The sequence below is a fragment of the Candidatus Pelagibacter sp. genome (genome assembly GCF_052049975.1).
GTDB lineage: Bacteria > Pseudomonadota > Alphaproteobacteria > Pelagibacterales > Pelagibacteraceae > Pelagibacter.
The window spans coordinates 78,728-98,472 of the sequence record NZ_JBNGYZ010000002.1; the positions used below are offsets into that span (position 1 = coordinate 78,728).

Genomic DNA, 19,745 nt, shown 5'->3' on the forward strand with positions numbered 1-19,745 from the left:
AGATTTTAGTGGTGCCCCCGCACGGATTCGAACCGCGGACCTATTGATTACAAATCAATTGCTCTACCAACTGAGCTACAAGGGCATAAGCGCAATATTAACTATTTTTTAAATTAATCAAGATTTTTTTTTAAATAACTTAAGTGATGAAAGACGATTGCTGCACTATTCGATATATTTAAGCTTTCTATTTGATTGTTCATCTCAATCTTCACATGAAAATCAGCGTATTTAGATGTGTGTTTATGCATACCTTCACCTTCAGATCCAAAAACCAAAATGTTATTTCCTTCCCATTTAATCTCTGAAAAATTTTTTTTTGCTTCACTATCAAACCCGTAAATCCAAAAATTTTTATCTTTTAAATTTTTTAAAGTTGAATTTATATTGGATACTTCAAAAATTTTTAGATACTCAATGCAACCGCTTGCCGCCTTAAACATTAATTTACTTTCGCTTGGAAAATGTCTTTCTTTAACTATCACTCCATCAATTTTAAACGCAGCCGCGCTTCTAATTATTGAGCCAATATTTCTTGGATCAGTAACACCATCTAAACAAGCCAAAGTTATATTTTGTTTATTTTTTATGTAATCTTTTAAAATAGGCTGGTCTAATTTCTCAATTTCAGCAACATAACCTTGATGTTGAATATTTTCTTTAGTTGAATATTTGTCTAATTCTTTCTTTGTTTTAAAATAAACTTTAACATCCTCTAATAAGTTCTTTCTTGGACTTTTTCTGTGAATATTCTTCTTACTTTCCTCAGTTAGAAACAATTTAAGCACCTTTCTTTTTGGATTTTTTAAAGCTTCTAATACTGCGTGCTGTCCAACAATAAAAAAGGTTGATTTATTCATGTTTTATAAGGTTTTTTTGCTTTAATTGAATATACTAAATATCAAATCTCGTGTTGCAATTATACAAATAAAATATATAAAACGCCTGTTATTTGAAGCTTATTGAACAAGGGGACACTTCCCCAAATTAGAAAAGGAGGGGTTCCAGAGCGGTCAAATGGGGCGGGCTGTAAACCCGTTGACTTCGGTCTTCGAAAGTTCGAATCTTTCCCCCTCCACCATTCAATTAATTTAAATAACATGGAGTGTTACTCTTGGGGTTGTGCGGGTGTAGTTCAATGGTAGAACGCTAGCCTTCCAAGCTGGATGTAAGGGTTCGATTCCCTTTACCCGCTCCAAGAAATTAATATTATAAAAAAAATAAATTGAGGTAATAAAGTAATGTCGAAGGAAAAATTTGTAAGAAATAAACCCCACTGTAACATTGGTACTATTGGACATGTCGACCATGGTAAAACAACTTTAACAGCTGCTATCACAAAAGTTTTGGCTGAACAGGGTGGAGCAAAATCAGTTGCTTATGACGAAATTGATAAAGCACCTGAAGAAAAAGAAAGAGGAATTACTATTTCTACTGCTCACGTTGAATATGAAACTGAAAAAAGACACTATGCACACGTAGACTGTCCAGGTCACGCTGATTATGTAAAAAACATGATTACTGGTGCTGCACAAATGGATGGAGCAATATTAGTAGTTAACGCTGCAGATGGTCCAATGCCTCAAACTAGAGAACACATTCTATTAGCAAGACAAGTTGGTGTACCTGCAATTTGTGTTTACCTAAACAAAGTAGATCAAGTTGATGATAAAGAAATGATTGAACTTGTTGAAGAAGAAATAAAAGAATTATTAACCTCATATAAATTTCCAGGTGACAAAACTCCAATTGCTAAAGGTTCAGCACTTGCAGCAGTTGAAGGAAGAGACGATGAAATTGGAAAAAATTCAATTTTAGAATTAATGAAAAATGTTGATGAATTTATTCCACAACCTGACAGACCAAAAGATAAAGACTTTTTGATGCCAGTTGAAGACGTATTCTCAATTTCTGGAAGAGGAACAGTTGTTACTGGTAGAGTTGAATCTGGTGTTATTAAAACTGGTGAAGAGATTGAAATAGTTGGAATAAGAGAAACTAAAAAATCAGTATGTACTGGAGTAGAAATGTTTAGAAAACTTTTAGACTCAGGTGAAGCTGGTGATAATATTGGAGTGCTATTAAGAGGTGTAGAAAGAACAGACGTAGAGAGAGGTCAAGTTCTTTGTAAACCAGGATCAATTACTCCACATACTAAATTTGAAGCTCAGGCTTATGTACTTAAAAAAGAAGAGGGTGGAAGACACACTCCTTTCTTTACTAAGTACAGACCACAGTTCTATTTTAGAACTACTGACGTAACTGGTGAAGTAGAATTACCAGCTGGTACAGAAATGGTAATGCCTGGTGATGACGCTAAATTCACAGTTAAATTAATTACACCTATTGCAATGGCTGAAAAATTAAACTTTGCAATTAGAGAAGGTGGAAGAACTGTTGGAGCTGGTGTAGTAACAAAAATTATAGAGTAAACTCTATAAATAGGAGTGTAGCTCAATTGGTAGAGCGCCGGTCTCCAAAACCGGAGGCTGAGGGTTCGAGTCCCTCCGCTCCTGCCAAGTTGAGCTAAAAAATATGAAGAACCCAATAAAGTTTTTACAAGAAGTAAAACAAGAGGCTTTTAAAGTTTCTTGGCCTACTGGTAAAGAGACAGTTCAAGGAGCATTGATGGTGTTTGCGATGGCTGTTGTGATGTCTCTATTTTTTTTACTTATTGATCAGGTTCTGAAGTTTTTCTTAGAATTGTTATTGAAAGTGAGTATTTAATGAAAAATTGGTATATCGTTCAATCACATTCTAGTTTTGAAAACAAAGTTGCTGGTTTAATTAAAGAAGAAGCTGAAAAGGCTAAAATATCTGACAAATTTGATGAGATTGTTGTTCCAACCCATGATGTAACTGAAGTTAAAAGAGGAAAAAGAATTCAAAGAAAAAAGAAGTATTTTCCTGGTTATGTATTAATTAAGAGTGAAATGGATAATAGCATTTATCATATGATAAAGAATATAAAGAGAGTAAGTGGTTTTTTGGGTTCAAAAGGTATGCCTGTACCAGTTTCTGATAAAGAAATTGAGAAGATTTTAGGGCAAATAAAAGATGGTGTAGCTCAGCCAAAATCTGGTATAGAGTACAGCGTTGGTGAAAAAGTTCAGGTAGTAGACGGCCCATTTGCTTCGTTTAGTGGAATGGTTGAAGAAATTGATGAAGAAAAGTCTAGACTTAAGGTTTCAGTTTCTATATTTGGTCGTCCAACGCCGGTAGATTTAGAATATAACCAAGTAGAAAAGGTAAGTTAATGGCAAAAGAAATTAGTGGTTTTATAAAATTACAAATTAAAGGTGGTCAAGCAAATCCAGCTCCACCAGTAGGACCAGCACTTGGTCAGCGTGGTGTAAATATAATGGAATTTTGTAAGGCATTTAATGACAAAACAAAATCGATGGCTGGAAAGCCTATTCCTGTAGAGATAACTGTCTATAAAGATAAAAAATTTGATTTTAAAATTAAATCACCACCAGCATCTTTTTTCATAAGAGAAGCAGCAAAACTTAAAAGTGGTTCAAAAGAGCCGGGACGAAATATTGTTGCATCAATTACTAAAAAACAAGTTGAAGAAATTGCAAATCAAAAAATGAAAGATTTAAATGCTCTAGATTTAGAACAAGCTGTGAAAATTATTTCTGGATCAGCAAGATCAATGGGTATTGAGGTAAAAGAATAATGTCATCTAAAAGATATAAAAAACTTCCAAATAACACTTCTGAATTAAATTCAGATTTAATAGAAAAACTATTAGCAGAAGTGAAAAAGAATTGTACGACTAAATTTGATGAGTCAGTTGACTTAAGTTTTCAAATAAATAACAAACAAAAAAAGAGTGAAGTAAATATTAGAACTGTAGTAAATTTACCAGGAGGAACTGGAAAGACAGTTAAAGTTGCAGTTGTTTGTGAAGATGCCAAATCTGGAGATGCCAAATCTGCGGGTGCAGATATTGTTGGTGGAGATGAATTTATTGATAAAATTAAAGCTGGTGAAATTAATTTTGAAAAACTTATATGTACTCCAGCAATGATGATAAAACTTTCTAAATTAGGAAAAGTTTTAGGACCAAAAGGTTTGATGCCTAATCCAAAGTTAGGTTCTGTAACAGAAGATTTAAAAAAAGCAGTTACAGATGCTAAATCTGGTCAGGTAGAAATTAGAAATGATAAAGATGGCAACATAGGTGTTAGTATCGGAAAAAAATCATTTGATGATGACAAACTTATAAAGAATTACAATGCTATACTAGAGGCATTAGATAAAGAAAAATCGAACAATACTCTTAAAGGAGATTTAATAAAATCAGCATTTATAACCTCTTCTATGGGTGTTTCTTACAAACTTAAATTAAGTAAGGTGATATAATATTATGATGACTAAAGACCAAAAAAAAGTTTACATCGAGGAAATGACCAAGCAGTTTGAAAGCAGTAAAGCAGTTATGGTTACTCACTATCAGGGGTTAACTATGCCTCAAATAGATGAGTTGAGATCTAAAATGAGAGAACATGGAATAATTTTTAAAATTACAAAAAACAGAATTACAAAGCTAGCATTAGAAAAAACTAGATGTAAAGAATTAACGAATCTGTTTACAGGCCCAACAGCAGTTGCCTTTGGAGAAGACGCTATAATGTCTGCAAGAATATTATCTAAATTTGCAAAAGATAATGACAACTTAAAATTAATTGGCGGAATCATGGAAAATGAGGTTTTGGATCAATCTGGGGTTCAAAATGTAGCTAATTTGCCAACTTTAGATGAAGCGAGAGCCAATATAGTAGGAATATTAAACGCACCAGCCTCAAAATTAGTAAGTATTTTGCTTGCAAGATCAGAAAAAATGAGTAGTTTGTCGGCAGAAAATTCTGAAAAATAACCTTAAGAGTAAACTATGCCAGACCTAAATAAAATTATCGAAGACTTATCAAATCTATCAGTCGCAGAAGCAGCTGAGTTATCAAAACAATTAGAGGAAAAATGGGGAGTAACACCAATGGCAGCAGCCGCACCAGCAGCAGCAGGTGGAGCAGCTCCAGCAGAGGATAAAGATGATTTTACAATCATGCTTGTATCTGCAGGTGACAAAAAAATTAATGTTATTAAAGAAGTTAGAGCAGCTACTTCTTTAGGATTAAAAGAAGCTAAAGACTTAGTTGAGGGTGCACCAAAAGAAGTTAAATCAGGTGTTCCGAAAAAAGAAGCTGAAGAAATTAAAGCTAAGTTAGAAGCAGCAGGCGCAAAAGTAGAACTTAAGTAAATTAACAAGGAATTATTTAGGTGCTGTTTTTTTATAATCAGCATCACAGGATATAAATGCAATTATCTTTTACTGAAAAGAAAAATATTAGAAAAAGTTTTGGAAAATTAAAAGAAGGATTATCAATCCCTAATCTAATCGAAGTACAAAAAAATTCTTATGATGAACTAACTGGATTTAACTTTGAAAATGAAGAAGTTGCAAAAGGTTTTGATAGAGTCTTTAAAAGTATTTTTCCAATTGAAGATTTAAACGATAAAGCTACACTTGAATACGTTTCATACCGATTAGATAAACCAAAATTTGATGTTGAAGAATGTATAGATAGAGGTCTAACTTACTCATCATCACTTAAATGTACTCTGAGATTAGTTGTATACGAGATAGATCAAGAAAATAATACTAAAGAAATTTTATCAGCTAAGGAACAAGAAGTTTATATGGGTGAAGTTCCTATGATGACAAATAGTGGAACATTTATAACTAATGGTGTTCAAAGAGTTGTTGTGAACCAAATGCACCGAAGCCCAGGTGTATTTTTTGATCATGATAAAGGTAAAACACACGCTAGTGGTAAGCTTTTGTTTAATTGCAGAGTAATTCCAAATAGAGGATCATGGTTAGATTTTGAATTTGATGTTAAAGATTTCTTATATTTTAAAATAGATAGAAAAAAGAAAATTTTAGCATCAACATTATTGTTAGCATTAGGATATTCAAAGTCTGAAATAGCAAATGAATTCTATGAATTTGAAAACTATTCATTTGATCCAAAAACATCTAAATGGAAAACAAAATTCAATCCTGAAAATTATAAAGCAAAAAATTTTTCAGAAGAAGTTATAGATGCAAAAACTGGAAAAGTTGTAATTAAACCAGGTGATAACATAAACTTTCTTAATGCAAAAAAACTTTCTAATGAAGGTTTGAAAGACATTTTAGTGTCAAAAGAATCATTATACGGAAAAATATTACATTCAGATATAAAAGTAAGCGATGAAGATGAGGGAGTGTTTAAGATAGGTACAGAACTTAATGACACGATAATTGAAAAGATTTTAGAGGCAAAAATTTATTCACTGAAAATCTCAACAACGAATGCAATTAATAAAGGCCCTTATTTATTAACGACAATTTTAAATGATAAAAATAATAATAAAGATGAGGCTATAACTGAAATTTATAAAATGTTAAGACCTGGTGAACCACCAACAATCGAAATTGCTACTCAAATATTTAATAATCTTTTTTTTAGTTCTGATAGATATGATCTTTCAAATGTAGGAAGAGTAAAGATGAACTCTAGGCTAAATTTAGACTGTTCTGACAAAATTACAATTCTAAGAAATGATGATGTATTAGCTATCATCAAAAAAATGCTAGACTTAAGAGATGGTAAGGATGAAGTCGATGATATTGATCATTTAGGAAATAGAAGAGTGCGTTCAGTTGGAGAATTAGTGGAAAATCAGGCTAGAATTGGTGTCTATAGAATGGAAAGAGCTATTAAAGAAAAGATGACTACTTTAGATGTAGAGTCAGCTATGCCACAAGATTTAATAAACGCAAAGCCTTTAACAATCGCATTAAAAGATTTTTTTGCTAGCTCTCAGCTTTCACAATTCATGGATCAAACTAACCCGCTATCTGAAATCACACACAAAAGAAGAGTTTCGGCTTTAGGTCCTGGTGGTTTAACAAGAGAAAGAGCAGGATTTGAAGTTAGAGACGTTCACCCAACTCACTACGGAAGAATTTGCCCAATTGAAACACCAGAGGGACCAAATATTGGACTTATCAATAGTTTATCTACTTATGCAAAAATAAATAAATATGGTTTCATTGAGAGTCCGTACAAAAGAGTTAAAGATGGCGTAGTCCAAGATAAAGTAGAATATTTATCAGCAATGGAAGAAACCAAATTTACAATCGCACAAGCAAACACTAAGATTGATAAAAATAACAAGATTGTAGAAGAACTTGTATCTTGCAGACAAAATTTAAACTTCTTGTTAGCAAAACCAGATACAATTGATTACATCGACGTATCTCCAAAACAATTAGTATCTGTCGCTGCATCTTTAATTCCATTTTTAGAAAATGACGACGCCAATAGAGCTTTAATGGGTTCAAATATGATGAGGCAAGCTGTGCCTCTTTTAAAACCAGAGTCACCATTGGTGGGAACAGGTATAGAGAGCGATGTTGCTCTAGATTCAGGTGTAACTATTGTTGCTAAAAGAGATGGAGTAGTTGATAAAATTGATGGTAAAAGAATTGTAATAAAAGCAACAGAAGAGACTGATTTTAGTAAATCAGGTGTAGATATTTACAATCTTCAAAAATTTAAGAGATCAAACCAAAATACATGTATAAACCAAAGACCTTTAGTTAGAGTTGGTGATAAGGTAAAATCGGGTGATATTATTGCAGATGGCCCTTCTACAAGAATTGGTGAACTAGCACTAGGGAAAAATGTAACAGTCGCATTCATGCCTTGGCAAGGATACAATTTTGAAGACTCAATTTTAGTTTCAGAGAGATGCGTTACAGACGATGTATTTACTTCAGTACACATTGTAGAATATGAGGTGATGGCAAGAGATACAAAACTTGGTGAAGAAGAAATAACAAGAGATATACCAAACGTAAATGAAGATGCTTTAAAAAATTTAGACGAGTCGGGAATAGTTTATATTGGAGCAGAAGTTAATGCTGGCGATATACTGGTTGGTAAAGTAACCCCAAAAGGTGACTCTGCATCAGGTCCAGAAGAAAAATTATTAAGATCTATTTTTGGCGAAAAAGCAATTGATGTAACCGATACGTCTCTAAGAATGTCTAGAGGAAGTAGTGGTACAGTTGTTGATGTAAGAGTATTTAACAGACATGGTATTGAAAAAGATGAAAGATCTATAACTATAGAAAGAGCTGAAATTGAACAAGTTCAATTAGATAAAAATGTTGAGGAAGAGATATTAGAGAACAGTATCAAACAAAGAGCAGCTCAAATTTTATCTGGATTAAAATTAGGCAAAAAAATTAAAGATATAAACGAAGGAAGCGAATTAAATTTAGAAATAATAAATGAATTAAACATAAATGATATTTTTAAAATTAGTGTTGGAAATGTGCAAGCAGAAGCGACTCTAGCTCAATTAAAAGATCAATATACATCTGCCAAACAAGACATCACTGAAAGATTTGAGGATAAAGTTTTAAAAATTAGAAGTGGCGATGATTTATTACCAAGTGTAATGAAAATGGTAAAAGTTTTTGTTGCAATTAAAAGAAGGTTAAGACCTGGAGATAAAATGTCTGGAAGACATGGAAACAAAGGAGTTGTAAGTAAAATTGTACCAGTAGAAGATATGCCTTACAGAGAGGATGGCAGACCTGTAGATATTGTTTTGAATCCTCTTGGTGTTCCAAGTAGGATGAATGTTGGACAGATTTTAGAAACCCATTTAGGTTGGGCATGTAAAGAATTTGGTGAACAAATAAAAAATTTGATTAATGAAAATCAAAAGAAAATAGAAAAAACTGAAAAAATCTCTAAATTCTTAAAATCAGTTTATGGAGAAGAAACATATTCTGAAAAAGTAGAAAAATTAAATAAATCTGAGTTCAAAGATCTCTGCGAAAATTTACAAAACGGTATAGCCATCTCTACTCCAGTTTTCGATGGTGCAAAAGAACAGAACGTTACTGAAATGTTGGAATTAGCAAATTTACCTGGTTCGGGTCAAACCTACTTGTGGGATGGCAGAACAGGTGAAAAATTTGATAGACCAGTAACAGTAGGAATTATTTACATGCTCAAACTACACCATTTAGTGGAGGATAAAATTCATGCTAGGTCAACTGGACCTTACAGTTTGGTTACTCAACAACCACTTGGAGGAAAAGCACAATTAGGTGGTCAAAGATTTGGTGAAATGGAGGTTTGGGCGCTAGAAGCTTATGGAGCGTCTTACACATTACAAGAAATTCTTACAGTTAAATCTGATGATGTTGCTGGTAGAGTTAAGGTGTATGAAACTATTGTCAAAGGTGAAGAAAATTTTGAGTCTGGTATACCAGAGTCTTTCAACGTCTTAGTTAAAGAAATAAAATCTTTAGCATTAAATGTGGAGTTAAATTAGATGAAAAAAGAATTAACAGATTTATTTAAAAATTCAGAAATATCTGAAGCTCAAAACTTTAATAGCATTAAAATTTCTTTAGCTAGTCCTGAAAAAATTAAATCATGGACTTATGGTGAAATAAAAAAACCTGAAACAATAAATTACAGAACTTTTAGACCTGAAAAAGACGGTCTATTTTGTGCTCGAATATTTGGACCTATTAAAGATTATGAGTGTCTGTGTGGAAAATACAAGAGGATGAAATTCAGAGGAATTATATGTGAAAAATGTGGTGTTGAAGTAACAAAATCTAATGTGAGAAGAGAAAGAATGGGTCACATTAATCTAGCTACCCCAGTAGCGCACATTTGGTTTTTAAAATCACTACCAAGTAGAATTGCATTAGCTGTTGATATGAAGCTTAAAGAAATTGAGAGAGTTTTATATTTTGAAAATTTTATAGTTATTGAACCTGGTCTAACTGGCCTTCAGAAAAATCAATTATTAAATGAAGAAGAGCTAGCTAAATATCAAGATGAGTTTGGTGAAGAAGCTTTTACTGCTGGTATTGGTGCTGAGGCAGTTTTAGAAATGTTAAAAAATTTAGATCTTGAATTGGAGAGAAAAAACTTAGTAAGTTATATCAAGGAAACAAAATCTAAAGTTAATGAAGAAAGAGCTATCAAAAGATTAAAACTAATTGAATCATTTATTGAAACAGGTCAAAAACCTGAATGGATGATCATGACTGTTGTGCCAGTTATCCCACCAGAATTAAGACCTTTAGTGCCTTTAGATGGCGGTAGGTTTGCAACGTCTGATCTTAATGACTTATACAGAAGAGTAATTAACAGAAATAATCGTTTAAAAAGATTAATGGATCTTAAAGCTCCAGATATCATAGTGAGAAATGAAAAAAGAATGCTTCAAGAGTCTGTTGATGCATTGTTTGATAACGGAAGAAGAGGAAGAGTTATCACAGGAACTGGTAAGAGACCATTAAAATCTCTTGCTGAGATGTTAAAAGGTAAACAGGGAAGATTTAGACAAAATTTATTAGGGAAACGTGTTGATTATTCTGGAAGATCAGTAATTGTTGTTGGACCAGATTTAAAATTACATGAGTGTGGTCTTCCCAAAAAGATGGCTTTAGAATTATTTAAACCATTTTTATACGCAAGGTTAAATAAATTAGGTTTAGCCTCAACGATTAAACAAGCAAAAAAATTAGTAGAAAAAGAAACAAATGCCGTTTGGGATGCATTAGAATTAATTGTTAGAGAACATCCCGTGTTATTAAATAGAGCTCCTACACTTCATAGATTAGGAGTACAAGCATTTGAACCAAAATTAATAGAAGGTGATGCTATTGAGCTTCACCCATTAACATGTGCGGCTTTTAATGCTGATTTTGATGGTGACCAAATGGCTGTTCATGTTCCATTAAGTTTGGAAGCTCAGTTAGAAGCGAGAATTTTAATGCTATCTACAAATAATATTTTATCACCATCTAATGGTAAACCAATTATCGTGCCAAGTCAGGATATGATTTTGGGTATTTATTATTTATCTCAAGAACCAATAACAGAAAAACCTTTAGGATATTTCACAGACTGTGATCAAATTGAATTTGCTTTATCTTCAGATCAAATCAAAGTTCATAGCACAATTGTTTCTAGATTTGAGACTGTAGATGAAAATGGTAATAAAAAATTTGAAAAATATACTTCTACAGCCGGAAGATTTTTGTTAGCAAATTTATTACCAAAAAATCATAATATTAAATTTTCTCTTATAGACAGACTATTACCTAAAAAAGTTGTTTCAGAGATAATCGATGTAGTTTTCAGATTTTGTGGTCAAAAAACTACAGTAATTTTTTGTGATAAATTAAAAGATTTAGGTTTCAAACACGCATTTAAAGCTGGAATTTCATTTGGTAAAGATGATCTAGTTATTCCAGAGAGCAAAACAAAATTAATTGATGATACAAAAAAACTAATTGCTGAATATGAAACTCAATATTCAGAGGGTTTAATTACCAGAGGTGAAAAATATAATAAAGTTGTAGATGCTTGGTCTAAGTGCACTGATAATGTTGCTGCTGAGATGATGAAAGGTATTTCTGCTACTGAAAAAACGGAGGAAGGTTTAAAAATTAATTCAGTTTTCATGATGGCTGACAGCGGCGCAAGAGGATCTGCAGCCCAAATGAAACAATTAGCTGGAATGAGAGGACTTATTGCCAAACCTTCTGGTGAAATTATTGAAAGTCCTATAACTTCAAATTTTAAAGAAGGCTTGACTGCTTTGGAATATTTCAACTCAACTCACGGTGCCAGAAAAGGATTAGCAGACACAGCATTAAAAACAGCAAGTTCAGGATATTTAACAAGAAGATTGTGTGACGTTGCCCAAGACTTGACTATCACAAAAATGAATTGCGATAATCCAGGTTTTATTGAAATATCTGAAATTTTAGAAGGTGGTAACGTAGTAGTAAGTCTTTCTGAAAGAGCACTTGGAAGAATTACCGCTCAAGAAATTAAACATCCATTAACTGGAGATATTTTAATTAAAAAATCTTCAATGATCGATGAAGCTGCTTGCGATTTAATTGATGCGGCAGGAATAAAAGCTATTAAGGTTTATTCAGTTATGACATGTAGTTCTAAAGAAGGTGTTTGCGCAACATGTTATGGAAGAGATTTATCTCGAGGAAAAATTGTACACGTTGGAGAAGCCATAGGTATGATTTCAGCTCAGTCTATAGGAGAACCTGGAACACAGTTAACAATGAGAACTTTCCACGTTGGAGGTACTGCATCTGTTAAACAAGATTCACAAATTATCTCTAAAAATGAAGGAAATTTAAAAATTATAAATTCAAATATACTTGAGGACTCAAAAAAGAATTTAATTGTTATGGGAAGAAACACTCAGCTTTCAATTGAAGATGACAATGGTGTACAAATTGCAGTTTATAAAGTTGCGTATGGTTCAAAACTATTTTTTAAAAATGGTGATAAAATTAAAGCAAACACAAAAATTTGTGAGTGGGATCCTTATACTACTCCAGTAATTGCAGAAAAAAGTGGTATTGCAACTTACGTTGATTTAATTGATGGTGTGTCAATTCAAGAAACTACAGATGATGCAACTGGTATTTCTTCTAAATCAGTTATTGATTGGAGATCTCAATCTAAGAGTACTGATCTTAAACCAAGAATTACATTAAGAGACGAAAAAGGAAATATAATAAAAAAAGCTGACGACAATGAAGCTAGATATTATCTTGTACCAGACTCAATTCTTTCAGTTAAAGATGGACAAAAAGTTTCTGCTGGTGATGTAATTGCAAGATTACCAAAAGAAACAACAAAAACAAAAGATATCACTGGAGGTCTTCCGCGTGTTGCTGAATTGTTTGAAGCAAGGAAAGCTAAAGATAGTGCAATAATTGCAGAAAATGATGGACAAGTAGTCTTTGGCAAAGAAGTAAGAGGAAAACAAAGGGTATCTATTGTTCCAGAAGATGGATCAGAAGCATCTAATTATTTAATACCTAAAGGCAAACATATTAATTTTAATCAAGGTGAAAAAATTCAGAAAGGTGAACACTTATTAGATGGTGTTCCATTACCACATGATATTTTAAGAATTAAAGGGATTAAAGATTTAACAGAATATTTCGTTAACCAAGTACAAGAAGTATATAGGTTACAAGGAGTTGTGATTAACGACAAACATATTGAAACAATTTTAAGACAAATGTTAAAAAAAGTAGAAGTAAAATCCTCTGGTGATTCATCTTATCTACCAGGTGAGGTTATTGATAGAATTAAATTTGACAATACAAATGAAAAATTAGCTGCTGAAGGGAAAACACCAGCTGTTGGTGAAAGAGTTCTGATGGGAATCACTAAAGCTTCATTACAAACTGAGTCGTTTATATCAGCTGCCTCTTTCCAAGAAACAACTAGAGTTTTAACTGATGCAGCAATTAAAGGTAAAATTGATCCTCTAAATGGATTAAAAGAAAACGTGATTGTTGGAAGATTAGTGCCTGCTGGAACTGGAAATATCAAAAACAGATGGAATAATAAGGCTTTAAATGACGATAATAAGTTTTTATCTGAGCAAGAAAAATTAGAGCCATCTGAAGCTTCTGAAACACAAGCAAATCAATAAAAAAACTTATAATTTTGCTGGTTTTTAATTTGACAAAGTTCAATTAATAAGTATTTTGGCGATGTTTTTGGTTGGAATGTAGCATTAACTTAGATGCTAAACGCTGCCACAAATAACCTGTCAGTTATTTCATCAAAAATAAATTTATATATAAATATTATGCCAACAATTAACCAATTGTTAAGAAAAAAAAGAATTAAACAAGTAAACAGGAACAAAGTTCCTGCGTTACAAAAGCAACCTTTGAAGAGAGGTGTTTGCGTGAAAGTTTACACAACTACTCCAAAGAAACCTAATTCTGCTTTAAGAAAAGTTGCAAGGGTAAGACTTTCAAATGGTTTTGAAGTAACTGCTTATATACCTGGAGAAGGACATAATTTACAAGAACACTCTGTAGTACTAATAAGAGGTGGAAGAGTTAAAGATTTACCTGGAGTTAGATATCATATTTTAAGAGGAAACCTTGATACTCAAGGTGTAGCTAATAGAAAAAAAAGAAGATCATTATACGGAACAAAAAAAGGTAAATAAAAAATGTCTAGAAAAAAAACACAACCCAAAAAAAATATTGTTCCGGACCCAAAATTTAATTCAACTGTTATACCAAAATTAATAAATAATATTATGTATGATGGTAAAAGAGGTGTGGCAGCTAAAATTGTTTATGATGCAATTGATAAAATTAAAACTAAATCAAAAGATGAGCCAATTAATGTTTTTAATGAGGCTATTAATAATATCAAACCAACTGTTGAAGTGAGATCTAGAAGAGTTGGTGGTGCAACTTATCAAGTGCCTGTTGAAGTTAAAAGCAAGAGAGCACAAGCTTTAGCAATTAGATGGCTAGTGGATTCTGCAAGAAAAAGAAAAGACAAACATATGTCTGATAAAATTTTTAATGAATTATTTGATGCATACGAAAAAAAAGGTGCAGCGGTTAAAAAAAGAGAGGATGTGCATAAAATGGCTGAGTCAAATAAAGCTTTTGCTCATTTTAGATGGTAATTAAATGGCTAGAACACATACATTAGAAAAATATAGAAACATTGGTATCATGGCTCACATTGATGCTGGTAAAACAACCACTACAGAGAGAGTTTTATATTATACGGGAAAAAGTCACAAAATCGGTGAAGTACATGATGGTGCTGCAACAATGGACTGGATGGAACAAGAACAAGAAAGAGGAATTACAATTACTTCAGCTGCAACAACTTGTTTTTGGCAAGATCACAGAATTAATATTATAGACACACCAGGACACGTTGATTTTACAATTGAAGTTGAGAGATCATTAAAAGTTTTAGATGGTGCAGTAGCTGTTTTTGATGGAGTTGCTGGTGTTGAGCCACAATCAGAGACTGTTTGGAGACAAGCAGATAAATACAAGGTACCTAGAATATGTTTTGTAAACAAATTAGATCGAACAGGCGCTGATTTCTTTAGATGTGTTGAAATGATAAAAGATAGATTAGGTGCGAAACCATTAGCTTTACAAGTACCAATAGGTATTGAATCTTCTTTAACTGGAGTTGTTGATTTAGTTAAGATGAAAGCTCAAGTTTGGAAAAATGAAGCATTAGGAGCAGAATGGGAATACAAAGATATTCCAGATGATTTAAAAGAAATTTCAAATAAATATAGAACTGAATTAGTTGAAATGGCTGTAGAGCAAGATGAAAAGTTAATGGAAAGCTATTTAAATGGTGATGAAATTAAAGAAGAGGATTTGGTTAAATGTATTAGAAAAGGAACTTTAAACTTTAGTTTTGTACCTGTTTTAACTGGATCAGCTTTTAAGAATAAAGGTGTTCAGCCATTGCTAGATGCTGTAGTTAATTATTTACCTAGTCCTTTGGACATTGGTTCGATAAAAGGGACTAAATTAGCTTCTGAGGAAGAAGTAGAAATGAAATTTGAAGACAATGTTCCATTTTCGGCGTTAGCTTTTAAAGTTGCTAATGATCCGTTTGTTGGTTCATTAACTTTTATTAGAATTTATTCAGGAACAATCAAAACTGGAACAGCTGTTTATAATTCTTCCAAAGAAAAAGAGGAAAGAGTTGGTAGGATGCTTTTAATGCATGCAAATTCAAGGGAAGATATTAAAGAAGCTAACGCTGGAGATATAGTTGCTTTGGCAGGTTTAAAACACACTATTACAGGACATACATTATGTGACAAAGAAAACCCAGTTCTTCTTGAACCAATGGAATTTCCTGATCCCGTTATTGAAATTGCTGTAGAGCCAAAAACAAAAGCTGACCAAGAAAAAATGGGTGAAGCATTAGGAAGATTAGCTAAAGAAGATCCTTCATTTAGAGTAACTTCAGATGAAGAGTCAGGACAAACAATTATAAAAGGTATGGGTGAATTACACTTGGATATAATTGTTGACCGTATGAAAAGAGAATTTAAAGTTGAGGCAAATGTTGGTGCTCCTCAGGTAGCTTATAGAGAAACAATACAAAATTCAGCTGAATTTGAATATATCCACAAAAAACAAAGTGGTGGAGCTGGTCAGTTTGCGAAAGTTAAATTACTTGTTGAGCCTCAAGAACCAGGCAAAGGTAGAGAGGTTGAGAGTAAAATTAAGGGCGGGGCAATTCCCAAAGAATTTATTCCAGGTGTTGAAAAAGGTATTGAGACAGTCTCTGATACAGGAATTTTAGCAGGCTTTCCTATGATTGATTATAAGGTTACAATTTTAGATGGCTTACATCATGATGTTGACTCTAGCGTTTTAGCTTTTGAATTAGCAAGCAGATCTTGTTTCAAGGAAGCTTGTACTCAAGGTGGATTAAAATTATTGGAACCGATAATGAGAGTAGAGGTTGTTACACCTGAAGATTACATGGGTGATGTCATAGGTGATTTAAATAGTAGAAGAGGTCAAATAAGTACTCAAGAACAAAGAGGAAATGCAACAGTTATTACTGCCATGGTGCCTTTAGCTAACATGTTTGGTTATATCAATAATTTAAGATCTATGTCTCAAGGAAGAGCTCAATACTCTATGTTCTTTGATCATTATTCAAAAGTACCTCAAAACGTTCAAGATGAGGTAACAAAAAAGGTAGCTGGCTAATATGGAAAAACAAAACATTAGAATTAAACTTAGAGCATATGACAATAAGATTTTGGATGCTTCTACAGAAGAAATAGTCAACACAGTTAAAAGAACTGGTGCTACAATAAAAGGACCAATTCCATTACCAACAAGAATAGAAAGATACACAGTTTTAAGATCACCTCATATAGACAAGAAAAGTAGAGAACAATTTGAGTCAAGAACTCATAAAAGATTAATAGATATAGTTGAACCAACACCACAAACTGTTGAGGCTTTAATGAAATTAGATTTAGCTTCAGGTGTTGATGTGGAGATAAAAATTTAATGTCAGAAATAGCTTTAATTGGAAAAAAAATAGGAATGACTCGTGAGTTTTACAAAACGGGTCAACTAGTTCCTGTAACAGTTTTAAAAATGGAAAAGGCTAGAGTAATACAAGTAATTGAAGAAGAAAAAAGAGGCTACAAAGCTATTCAACTTGGTTACGGAAAAATTAAAAGCTCAAAATTAACAAAAGCAATGAAAGGTTTTTTTGCAAAGAAAAATACAGAAGCTAAGAAAAAATTAAAAGAATATAGAGTTTTAAACACAGAAGATTATAAAGAAGGAAATGAGTTTGGTTTAGAGATTTTCAAAGATACTAAGTTTGTGGACACAAAATCAAAAACTATTGGTAAAGGTTTTGCTGGTGCAATGAAGAGACATAATTTTGGTGGATTGAGAGCCACTCACGGTGTTTCAATTTCACATAGATCACATGGTTCGACAGGACAAAGGCAAGATCCAGGTAAAGTATTTAAAGGGAAAAAAATGGCTGGTCACATGGGTGATAAGCTAAGAACTATGCAAAACATTGAAATAATAAAGACTGATTTAGAAAATGAGCTGCTCTATTTAAAAGGCTCAATCCCTGGATCAAAAAATACTGAAGTTCTTGTTAAAAAGTCAGTTAAAAATATTAATAAATTAACAGTTACAGAAAAAATAGCTGCAGCAGAAGAAGCAAAAAAAACACCAGATAAAAAGAAAAAATAATGAAAATAGATAAACACAGTTTAGACGGCAAAAAAGACTCAATTGAAGTTTTAGATAAAGTTTTCTCTGCAAAAATAAACAAAAGATTAGTGAGCGCTGTATTATATAAAACAAATGCAAACTACAAGGGACGACACGCTAAAACAAAACAACAAAACGAAGTTTCTGGACCTACATCAAAAATTTATGCTCAAAAAGGCACAGGTAATGCAAGACACGCATCTAGAAAAGCACCAATATTTGTTGGTGGTGGTGTTGCTCATGGTCCAAAAGGTGAATTAGCTTATAAAAAAAGAAAACTCAATAAAAGTGAGAAGAAACTAAGTATTGCCTCTTTGTTGAGTGAAAAAAATAAAGATAAAAATTTAATGATTTTTAATGATTTTAGTTCTGAAATAAAAAAAACTAAAGAAATGAGTCAAATTGTCAAAAAGTTTGACATCACAAATTCTTTGATAATTTTAGATAAATCATCAAAAGATAAAATTGAAAGATCAGTTAGAAATATTCCGAATATTAAAGTAACAGATGTAAACCACTTTAGTGCATTTGATGTTGTTAAATTTAAAAAAATTGTTTTTACAGAGAGTTCTGTAAAAGAATTAGAAAAGAGATATAGCTAGTGAGTAAATTACATTTATACGATAAAATTTTGTCTCCAGTTGTTACGGAAAAATCTACAAATTTATCTGAACATAATAAAATTGTATTCAAAGTACCTTCAAGTGCTAACAAGATTAATTTAAAAAAAAATATTGAAAAAATATTTAAGGTTAATGTAACAAAAATTAATATTATAAATAAACAAAATAGAACAAAACTTACTAGAGGAAGAAAAGTAAAAGTCTCTGGTTTTAAAAAAGCAATAATAACTCTTAAAAAAGGTCAAAGTATTGATCTAACAACAGGTATATAAAATGGCATTAAAGACATTTAAACCATATACAAAGTCTACAAGAGGAACAATCTTAGTTGATAGATCAGACCTATGGAAAGGAAAACCTTTTAAATCATTAGTTTCACCTAAAAATGCTATGAAGGGTAGAAATAATAATGGAAGAATTACTTCTATAAATAGAGCTGGTGGACATAAAAAAATGTACAGACATATAGATTTTTACAGAAAGAAATTTGATATGCCTGCAACAGTTGAGAGAATTGAATACGATCCAAATAGATCTTGTCACATAATGCTAGTAAAATTTGAAGACAATACTCATGCTTATTATTTAGCTCCTCAAAAAATTAAAGCTGGTGATGTCATTGAAAACGGTTCTAAAAAAGAAATTAAGATAGGAAATTGTATGCCGCTTCAAGATATACCAGTTGGGATAAATATTCATAATGTTGAGATCCAACCAGGAGCAGGAGGTAAATTAGCAAGATCAGCAGGAACATCGGTTACTATTAGTGGTATAGATGGTAATTATAGTTTGATTAAACTCGCATCTGGTGAAGTTAGAAAGATCGACTCAAGAGCGCTAGCTACGATTGGAATTTTAAGCAATCCTGACCAGAAAAATATTAAAATTGGAAAAGCTGGAAGATCAAGATGGTTGGGTAGAAGACCACATACAAGAGGTGTTGTTAAAAACCCAGTTGATCACCCACACGGAGGTGGTGAAGGTAAGACAGCTGGAGGAAGACATCCAGTTTCACCAACAGGTCAATCAGCTAAAGGATTAAAAACAAGAGACAATAAAAGAACAGACAAATTTATTGTTAGAAGAAGAAAGAAAAGAAAGGATTAACATAATATGGCAAGAGCAGTTTGGAAAGGTCCATTTGTTGAAGAAAGCCTCATGAAGAAGGTTGACAAGTATAAGGCTGATCCAAAAAAAATCCCTATCAAAACTTGGTCAAGAAAATCAACTATTATTCCTGATTTTGTTGGAGTTAGTTTTCTAATTTATAATGGTAAAAAATTTATCCCAATTACTGTTTCTGAAGATATGGTTGGACATAAACTTGGTGAGTTTGCACCAACAAGAACCTTCTTTGGTCATACACCTGCAGATAAAAAAGCAAAACCGGCAGAGGCTAAAAAATAACA

General features: G+C 32.3%; 19 protein-coding genes and 4 tRNA genes. 21 read left to right on the forward strand and 2 right to left on the reverse strand.

The window, feature by feature from the left end; all coding sequences use genetic code 11:
• Positions 1 to 9: 9 nt before the first annotated feature.
• Positions 10 to 85 (reverse strand) — tRNA-Thr (locus ACTT9U_RS04070).
• Positions 86 to 113: 28 nt separating this feature from the next.
• Entirely contained in the window at positions 114 to 860 is a 747-nt protein-coding gene (gene rlmB, locus ACTT9U_RS04075) for a 23S rRNA (guanosine(2251)-2'-O)-methyltransferase RlmB (protein ID WP_440931917.1), read from the reverse strand.
• A 135-nt stretch (positions 861 to 995) separates the two neighbouring features.
• On the opposite strand from rlmB, the gene ACTT9U_RS04080 reads away from it, so the two are divergent.
• The 21 genes from ACTT9U_RS04080 to rpsS all read left to right on the forward strand — a co-directional run bounded on the left by ACTT9U_RS04080 (position 996) and on the right by rpsS (position 19,743).
• A tRNA-Tyr gene (locus ACTT9U_RS04080) sits at positions 996 to 1,081 on the forward strand.
• Positions 1,082 to 1,124: 43 nt separating this feature from the next.
• Positions 1,125 to 1,198, forward strand: a tRNA-Gly gene (locus ACTT9U_RS04085).
• A gap of 43 nt (positions 1,199 to 1,241) precedes the next feature.
• Complete coding sequence (gene tuf / locus ACTT9U_RS04090; RefSeq protein WP_440931918.1) at positions 1,242 to 2,432, forward strand: elongation factor Tu; 1,191 nt, start codon at positions 1,242 to 1,244, stop codon at positions 2,430 to 2,432.
• An 11-nt stretch (positions 2,433 to 2,443) separates the two neighbouring features.
• Positions 2,444 to 2,519, forward strand: a tRNA-Trp gene (locus tag ACTT9U_RS04095).
• Positions 2,520 to 2,535: 16 nt separating this feature from the next.
• A complete protein-coding gene (gene secE, locus ACTT9U_RS04100; protein WP_041487654.1) occupies positions 2,536 to 2,727 on the forward strand; it encodes a preprotein translocase subunit SecE in 192 nt (63 codons plus the stop codon).
• Complete coding sequence (gene nusG, locus ACTT9U_RS04105; protein ID WP_440929992.1) at positions 2,727 to 3,257, forward strand: transcription termination/antitermination protein NusG; 531 nt, start codon at positions 2,727 to 2,729, stop codon at positions 3,255 to 3,257. The genes secE and nusG overlap by 1 nt, the downstream gene beginning before the upstream one ends.
• Entirely contained in the window at positions 3,257 to 3,682 is a 426-nt protein-coding gene (gene rplK, locus ACTT9U_RS04110; protein ID WP_440931919.1) for a 50S ribosomal protein L11, read from the forward strand. The genes nusG and rplK overlap by 1 nt, the downstream gene beginning before the upstream one ends.
• Positions 3,682 to 4,371, forward strand: coding sequence for a 50S ribosomal protein L1 (rplA, locus tag ACTT9U_RS04115; protein WP_440931920.1), 690 nt, complete (start codon positions 3,682 to 3,684; stop codon positions 4,369 to 4,371). The genes rplK and rplA overlap by 1 nt, the downstream gene beginning before the upstream one ends.
• Before the next feature lie 7 nt (positions 4,372 to 4,378).
• Positions 4,379 to 4,885, forward strand: coding sequence for a 50S ribosomal protein L10 (rplJ, locus tag ACTT9U_RS04120; protein ID WP_440932460.1), 507 nt, complete (start codon positions 4,379 to 4,381; stop codon positions 4,883 to 4,885).
• A gap of 15 nt (positions 4,886 to 4,900) precedes the next feature.
• Positions 4,901 to 5,266: a 50S ribosomal protein L7/L12 gene (rplL, locus tag ACTT9U_RS04125; RefSeq protein WP_440931921.1), complete on the forward strand. Its 366-nt coding sequence runs from the start codon at positions 4,901 to 4,903 to the stop codon at positions 5,264 to 5,266.
• A 56-nt stretch (positions 5,267 to 5,322) separates the two neighbouring features.
• Positions 5,323 to 9,411 carry a DNA-directed RNA polymerase subunit beta gene (gene rpoB, locus ACTT9U_RS04130; RefSeq protein WP_440931922.1) on the forward strand — a complete coding sequence of 1,363 codons (4,089 nt, stop codon included), beginning with the start codon at positions 5,323 to 5,325 and terminating at the stop codon, positions 9,409 to 9,411.
• Positions 9,412 to 13,584: a DNA-directed RNA polymerase subunit beta' gene (gene rpoC / locus ACTT9U_RS04135; protein WP_440931923.1), complete on the forward strand. Its 4,173-nt coding sequence runs from the start codon at positions 9,412 to 9,414 to the stop codon at positions 13,582 to 13,584. It begins immediately after the preceding gene.
• A gap of 159 nt (positions 13,585 to 13,743) precedes the next feature.
• Positions 13,744 to 14,115, forward strand: coding sequence for a 30S ribosomal protein S12 (gene rpsL, locus ACTT9U_RS04140; RefSeq protein WP_440931924.1), 372 nt, complete (start codon positions 13,744 to 13,746; stop codon positions 14,113 to 14,115).
• A 3-nt stretch (positions 14,116 to 14,118) separates the two neighbouring features.
• Complete coding sequence (gene rpsG, locus ACTT9U_RS04145; protein ID WP_014953362.1) at positions 14,119 to 14,589, forward strand: 30S ribosomal protein S7; 471 nt, start codon at positions 14,119 to 14,121, stop codon at positions 14,587 to 14,589.
• A gap of 4 nt (positions 14,590 to 14,593) precedes the next feature.
• Complete coding sequence (gene fusA, locus ACTT9U_RS04150; RefSeq protein WP_440931925.1) at positions 14,594 to 16,672, forward strand: elongation factor G; 2,079 nt, start codon at positions 14,594 to 14,596, stop codon at positions 16,670 to 16,672.
• A 1-nt stretch (position 16,673) separates the two neighbouring features.
• Complete coding sequence (gene rpsJ, locus ACTT9U_RS04155; RefSeq protein ID WP_440931926.1) at positions 16,674 to 16,982, forward strand: 30S ribosomal protein S10; 309 nt, start codon at positions 16,674 to 16,676, stop codon at positions 16,980 to 16,982.
• A complete protein-coding gene (gene rplC / locus ACTT9U_RS04160) occupies positions 16,982 to 17,692 on the forward strand; it encodes a 50S ribosomal protein L3 (protein ID WP_440931927.1) in 711 nt (236 codons plus the stop codon). The genes rpsJ and rplC overlap by 1 nt, the downstream gene beginning before the upstream one ends.
• Positions 17,692 to 18,315, forward strand: a complete 624-nt coding sequence (gene rplD, locus ACTT9U_RS04165; protein WP_440930001.1) for a 50S ribosomal protein L4 — start codon at positions 17,692 to 17,694, stop codon at positions 18,313 to 18,315. The genes rplC and rplD overlap by 1 nt, the downstream gene beginning before the upstream one ends.
• Positions 18,315 to 18,608 carry a 50S ribosomal protein L23 gene (rplW, locus tag ACTT9U_RS04170; protein ID WP_440931928.1) on the forward strand — a complete coding sequence of 98 codons (294 nt, stop codon included), beginning with the start codon at positions 18,315 to 18,317 and terminating at the stop codon, positions 18,606 to 18,608. The genes rplD and rplW overlap by 1 nt, the downstream gene beginning before the upstream one ends.
• 1 nt (position 18,609) lies before the next feature.
• A complete protein-coding gene (gene rplB / locus ACTT9U_RS04175; RefSeq protein ID WP_440931929.1) occupies positions 18,610 to 19,443 on the forward strand; it encodes a 50S ribosomal protein L2 in 834 nt (277 codons plus the stop codon).
• 6 nt (positions 19,444 to 19,449) lie between these two features.
• Positions 19,450 to 19,743: a 30S ribosomal protein S19 gene (rpsS, locus tag ACTT9U_RS04180; protein ID WP_440909628.1), complete on the forward strand. Its 294-nt coding sequence runs from the start codon at positions 19,450 to 19,452 to the stop codon at positions 19,741 to 19,743.
• The last annotated feature ends 2 nt before the right edge of the window (positions 19,744 to 19,745 follow it).